Below are 5,279 nucleotides of genomic sequence, written 5' to 3'. Positions count from 1 at the left end.
GCGTCGGCGTGCTTGTTGCGCTCGCGGGGGATCCAGCTGAACCGGACCGCGCCGAAGCGGCCGACCAGCCCGGCCGCCTGCGCGGCGAGCGGTCGCAGCCCCGGATGCTTGATCTGCCAGCGCCCGCACATCTGCTCGACGACCAGCTTGGAGTCCATCCGGGCATCGACCTCGGTGGCGCCCAGCTCGGCGGCGGCCTCCAGCCCGGCGATCAGGCCCTTGTACTCGGCGACGTTGTTGGTGGCCGTCCCGATCGACTCGGAGCGCTCGGCCAGCACCTCGCCGGTCTCCTGGTCGCGGACCACCGCGCCGTAGCCGGCCGGGCCGGGGTTGCCCCGGGACCCGCCGTCGGCCTCGACGACGACCACGCGCGGCGCCATCGGCTTACAGGCCGGACTCGTTGGTACGGACCATGATCCGGCGGCACTCCTCGCAGCGGACCACCTCGTCGGCTTCGGCCTTCGCGATGCGGGCCCGGTCGGCGCCGGAGAGCTCCAGCCGGCAGCCGCCGCAGCGGCCACCGGTGAGCAGGGCCGCGCCCAGCCCGCCGGAGTTCTCCCGGACCTTGTCGTAAAGGGTGATCAGGTCGGCCGGGAGGTCGGCGGCGAGCGGCTGGCGGGCGCCGCGCTTGAACTCCTCCTCCTTGGCGATCCCGGCCAGCGCCTCGTCGCGGCGCCGCTCGGCGGCCTCCCGCTTCTCCCGCGTCTCGGCGAGGCGCTGCTCGACGCCGTCCAGCACGCTCTGCGCGGTCTCCCGCTGCTCCATCAGCTCCAACTCGGCGTCCTCCAGGTCGCCCTGGCGCCGGTTGAGCGAGACCAGCTCGTGCTGGAGGGCCTCCAGCTCCCGCGCCGGGCCGGTGCCGGCGGCGAGCCGGGTCTCGTCCTTGCTCTTGCGGGCCCGCACCTGGTCGATGTCCTTCTCCAGCCGGGCGATGTCCCGGTCCAGGTCGTCGACCGCCACCTGGGCGCGGACCCGATCGTCCTCCAGCGCGGAGAGCTCGCGGGCCAGCGCCTCCAACTCGGCCCGCTCGGGCAGCGTGCGCCGCCGGTGCGCCAGCTGGGTGAGAGCGGTGTCGATCGCCTGGAGATCGAGCAGTCGGCGCTGGACCTTCGGGTCAGCCTTCACGGTCGGGGCTCCTTGTCGTCCACCGCGGGTGGGGCGGCGTGTACGGTCCACGGGTCGGTGTCCAGGTCGGACACCAGGGTCTCGACACCCGGCGCCTCCCGCAGGAGGGCGGCCAGGGCGTCCAGCCAGGGTCGTTCGGTCGCCCAGTGGGCGGCGTCGAGCAGGGCGGGGCCGTCGGCGGCGAGGTGCTCGCCGGCCGGGTGGTGCCGCAGGTCGGCGGTGAGGAACGCGTCCACCCCGGCCGCGGTCGCGTCGGCCAGGAAGCCGTCCCCCGCGCCGCCGCTGACGGCGAGGGTACGAACCATACGCCCGGGATCCCCGGCGGCGCGAACTCCCCACGCCGTGACGGGGAGCACGGCGGCGGCGTGCCGGGTCAGCTCGGCGAGGGTCATCGGCTCCGGCAGCTCGCCGATCCGGCCGACGCCCCGGCCGGCACCGTGGGCCGGCGAGCCGGGCGCGGGCCGGTGCAGCGGGCGCAGGCCGGTCAGCCCGAACCGGGCGGCGAGGGCGTCGGAGACCCCCGGATCGGCCACGTCGGCATTGGTGTGGGCGACGTACAGCGCCACGTCCGCCTTGATCAGCTGGTGGATGATCCGCCCCTTGTAGGTCGTCGGCGCGACCGAGGAGACCCCGCGCAGCAGCAGCGGGTGGTGGGCGACGATCATGTCCACGCCGGCGGCGAGCGCCTCGGCGACCGTCTCGGGCACCACGTCGACCACGCAGAGCACCCGGCGTACCGGGGCGGAAGGCTCGCCGAGCACCAGCCCGACCCGGTCCCAGTCCTCCGCCCAGGACGGCGGGTAGCGCCGCTCCAGCTCGGCCACCACGTCGGCGACGGTCGGCGGAACTGCGGTAGTGCTCACGGCGGGCCAGCTTACCGGCGCGGACCCCGCCCGGGGGCGTCGCCACCCGGACGCGACGACCGCCATCCGGCGCGAGCCGCCGCCCGGAGGGCGACGACGGGCCACGGGAACCCGGCGGGGACGGGCCGGTCGGCACCGGACGGCGGCGCGTGCCACGGGACGGGGCCGGACGGCGGCGGCGTGCCACGACGGCCACTGCGCGCCCGAGTCGGGCTGGGCGGCCGTCAGGCCACGGCCTGGCCGACCGGGCAGAGCCGCTCGTGCAGCGCGGCCAGCGGCAGCGCCCAGGGAAAGGCGTGCAGGTGGCGCTCCCCGGCGCCCGGCGGGTGCAGCGGGAAGAACTGGTCGCCGAAGAGCACCGTCACCCCCCACTCGGCGAGCCGGGCGATGCCGGCCCGGAAGGCCGGGTGGGTGGCCATCGCCGCGTTGGTGTACGGCACCGCCACCAGCGGTACCCCCTTGCCCTGCGCCTCCACCAGTAGCCCTAGCGCGAGCGTGTCGGTGATTCCCACCGCCCACTTGTTGACCGTGTTGACCGTGGCCGGGCAGACGATCATCGCGTCCGCGGGCGGCAGCACGTCCGGGTCACCGGGGTTCTTGTAGCTGGTGCGTACCGGGTGGCCGGTCTGGCGGGCCAGGGCGACCGGGTCGAGGAACTTGGCGCCGTCCGGCGTGGTGACCACGCAGACGTCCCACCCGTCCTGCTGGGCCAGCTCGACGAGCCGACCGACGTGGCGCGCCAGCGGCGAACCGCAGGCGATGACGTAGAGCACCGCGCGGCGCTCGCTGCTCGGGTGCGGGCCGGTCATCAGGCCGGCTCCGCGCTCATACCCCAACTCCCATGTGCTCAGCCAACTCCGCAATCGGAGAAGGCGGCGCACCACGTGTGCGACGCAGGATCTCGGCCATCACTTCGTGCGCGATCGGCCGGCAGCGGATCTCGGAAGGGGCGAGCCGGTCGCCGCGGAGCAGCATCTCGCCGGCGTTGGCCACGTCGCCGACCTGTGCGAAGCCCCGGGCGATGTCGAGCAGGTGGTGGGCCCGGCGCTCGGGCAGCAGCGCGTTGAACGACGGCTCCTGGATCCGCTGCTGGTGGACCTCCACCGCACGGCCGCCGTCGCCCAGCTCGACCGCCGCGGCGGCGCGGTGCAGCTCCAGGTTGGTCGGCCCGAACGAGGTCCAGTAGTGGTTCTCGTCGGCGCCGAGCAGGACGGCCGCCTCCTGCGCGCCGTTGATCAGGTCGTCGACGGTGGCGGAGTCGCCGATCCGGGCGGCGGCCATCGCGCCCTGGAGCAGCAGCATCCCGTAGACCGACAGGCGGGCCGGGGACGCCTCGTTGCCGCCGCCGGGGGCCAGCCGGTTGGCGATGGTGACGTTGAGCTCGAGGGCGGGGCGGGGTCGGCCCATCGCGACCAGCGCGTTGCACACCCGGGTGGTGGCGATGCCGGCGAGCAGCGGGTCGTCGGCGCGCTGGGCGACGGCCATCGACCGGTCGGCGGCGAGCCAGGCCAGCTCGCACTCACCCAGCTTGCGCAGCACCGACGAGGTGATCTGGTAGACCTGGCCGAGCAGGTGGGCCGCCTCGCGGGCCTGGTCGCCGCGGTAACCGGCGTCGGCGGCCTGGGCGTCGCGCAGCAGCTTCGGCAGCGCCCGGGTGAGCATCCCGTAGCGGCCGTACTGGTAGGTGAGCCAGGCGTGGTTGACCGCCTTGCGCATGTCCGCCAGCGGCGGCGGGTACGGCGCGGCGTCGAAGTACGCGCTCATCGAGTCGTACCGCTCCAGGGCCGCCCGGATCTCCTGGACCTCGACCTGGTCGATGCAGTTCAACGCGTCAATGCGCCGCTCCGGATCCTTGCCGAGCAGCAGCTGCACGTCGACCTGGAGGATGTCGGCTATCTCGTAGAGGACGGAGAACTTGTCCAGCCGGCGCACCCCCCGCTCGACCTTGTCCACCCAGCTCTTCGACTTGCCCAACCGGTCCGCGAAGACCTGCTGCGACATCTTGCGTCGCCCCCGCCAGTACGCCACCCGCCGCCCAATGGGTAACTCGTCCATGTCGCCCATCCCTCCCCTGCCCTGCGACTCCGACCCTCGCCGGCTGGCCTCCTCGCGGTTGCGGTCGCTCGGTAGATCTCAGGTTTCCGCTGGTCGCACAGCGTGTACGTCAGCCGTACAGCCAGTCCTCATAGTTTTCGTGCAAGTTGCATCAGCCGTTCGTCAACTCAACGATCGCGGGTTACGGCAGTGACGGTGCTCGACATGCGGCCTGGGTGCCGACCGGGTCCGCCGAGGGGAGATGGCACACATGTGGGGGAATGTCGGACCGCGCGTCGCTCAACTGTCGCCGTTGGAGCGGGTACGGCTGCGCCGGGTCGCCGTGCGCTACGCGGCGCACGGGTGGGAGGTGACCCCCGGTGCCTGCCTCGCCCGCAGCCGCTTCGTCTGCGGGCGGGCCGGCTGCCCGACGGTCGGCTGTCACCCCGCGCTGAAGAACTGGGAGCTGGCGGCGAGCGCCGACCCGGCCCGGGTGGCGACCTGGTGGCGGAGCCGGCCACACGGCGTACTGCTGCCCACCGGGCGGGCCTTCGACGTGCTGGAGGTCCCTGCCCACCTCGGCCGGCACGTGCTCGACGCCGTGCAGACGCACCCGGCCGGCGTCGGCGTACGCGGGCCGGTGCTGGCGACTCCGACCGGGCGCTGGATGTTCCTGGTTCGCCCCGGCGACCCGCTCCGCCCCGAACTCGACCACTGCTTCCACGTGGTCCGGCACGGGCCCGGATCGTGGATCCCGGCACCACCGACCCGGCTGCCCGAGGGCCCCGTCCGGTGGGCGGTCGCGCCGGAACAGGCCCGCTGGCAGTTGCCGGACTCGTACCTGGTGCAGAACACGCTGATCGACGCACTGCGGGCGGGCGGGGTGACGCTCACCTCCGACCTGCTTCCCGGGCACCTGCCGCTGCCCCGCCGAGGCATGTGAGCGGTCGCCTGAGGCGTCTGGCCACGTCAGGGCCGCCGGCCGGCACCCGTTCAGGACGCTGCCGGCCGGCCGGCAGCGTCGCCTGGGGGCCCGTGCTCGTTGAGCACCACGACGGCGTACACGCGCCGGGAGCGGGGGTTTGCATGTCCACCGACGACACGATGCGCCACCAGGGCGGCGCCGAGCCGCCCCGGCACCACCGTCCGGGGCGGCGCTGGGCTGGCACCCGGCCCGCCGGCTCCCGACCCGGGCGCCCCCGCCCGCTCGGCTCCCGCCCGGCCAACACCCACCGCCCGATCCGCTGACCCACCCCG

General features: G+C 74.4%; 6 protein-coding genes. 1 reads left to right on the top strand and 5 read right to left on the bottom strand.

Annotation, left to right across the window (positions count from 1 at the left end):
* The 5 genes from NCC78_RS27105 to NCC78_RS27085 form a co-directional block, all read right to left on the bottom strand.
* On the bottom strand, positions 1 to 380 hold a 380-nt coding region (locus tag NCC78_RS27105; RefSeq protein ID WP_250798008.1), incomplete at its 3' end, for a reverse transcriptase-like protein.
* Positions 381 to 384: 4 nt separating this feature from the next.
* Complete coding sequence (locus tag NCC78_RS27100) at positions 385 to 1,125, bottom strand: zinc ribbon domain-containing protein (RefSeq protein ID WP_250798007.1); 741 nt, start codon at positions 1,123 to 1,125, stop codon at positions 385 to 387.
* On the bottom strand, positions 1,122 to 1,952 hold the full coding sequence (locus NCC78_RS27095; RefSeq protein WP_250798012.1) for a Nif3-like dinuclear metal center hexameric protein: 831 nt from the start codon (positions 1,950 to 1,952) through the stop codon (positions 1,122 to 1,124). Before NCC78_RS27095 ends, NCC78_RS27100 begins: the two co-directional genes overlap by 4 nt.
* Positions 1,953 to 2,212: 260 nt before the next feature.
* A complete protein-coding gene (locus NCC78_RS27090; RefSeq protein ID WP_250798006.1) occupies positions 2,213 to 2,797 on the bottom strand; it encodes a flavoprotein in 585 nt (194 codons plus the stop codon).
* A gap of 16 nt (positions 2,798 to 2,813) precedes the next feature.
* A complete protein-coding gene (locus tag NCC78_RS27085; RefSeq protein WP_250798005.1) occupies positions 2,814 to 4,043 on the bottom strand; it encodes a helix-turn-helix domain-containing protein in 1,230 nt (409 codons plus the stop codon).
* A gap of 250 nt (positions 4,044 to 4,293) precedes the next feature.
* Between NCC78_RS27085 and NCC78_RS27080 the strand changes: the two genes are divergently transcribed.
* Positions 4,294 to 4,965, top strand: a complete 672-nt coding sequence (locus tag NCC78_RS27080; RefSeq protein WP_250798003.1) for a bifunctional DNA primase/polymerase — start codon at positions 4,294 to 4,296, stop codon at positions 4,963 to 4,965.
* The last annotated feature ends 314 nt before the right edge of the window (positions 4,966 to 5,279 follow it).

Origin of the sequence: Micromonospora phytophila, from assembly GCF_023656545.1 — a bacterium.
Taxonomy (GTDB): domain Bacteria; phylum Actinomycetota; class Actinomycetes; order Mycobacteriales; family Micromonosporaceae; genus Micromonospora; species Micromonospora phytophila.
Note: the sequence above shows the minus strand (reverse complement) of the source record. Positions and strands in the feature narration are given on the sequence as shown.

Bases quoted from the DNA above. Each gene is read 5' to 3' on its own strand.
- NCC78_RS27090 (WP_250798006.1), bottom strand. From the start codon at position 2,797: ATGACCGGCCCGCACCCGAGCAGCGAGCGCCGCGCGGTGCTCTACGTC.
- NCC78_RS27085 (WP_250798005.1), bottom strand. From the start codon at position 4,043: ATGGACGAGTTACCCATTGGGCGGCGGGTGGCGTACTGGCGGGGGCGA.
- NCC78_RS27080 (WP_250798003.1), top strand. From the start codon at position 4,294: ATGTGGGGGAATGTCGGACCGCGCGTCGCTCAACTGTCGCCGTTGGAG.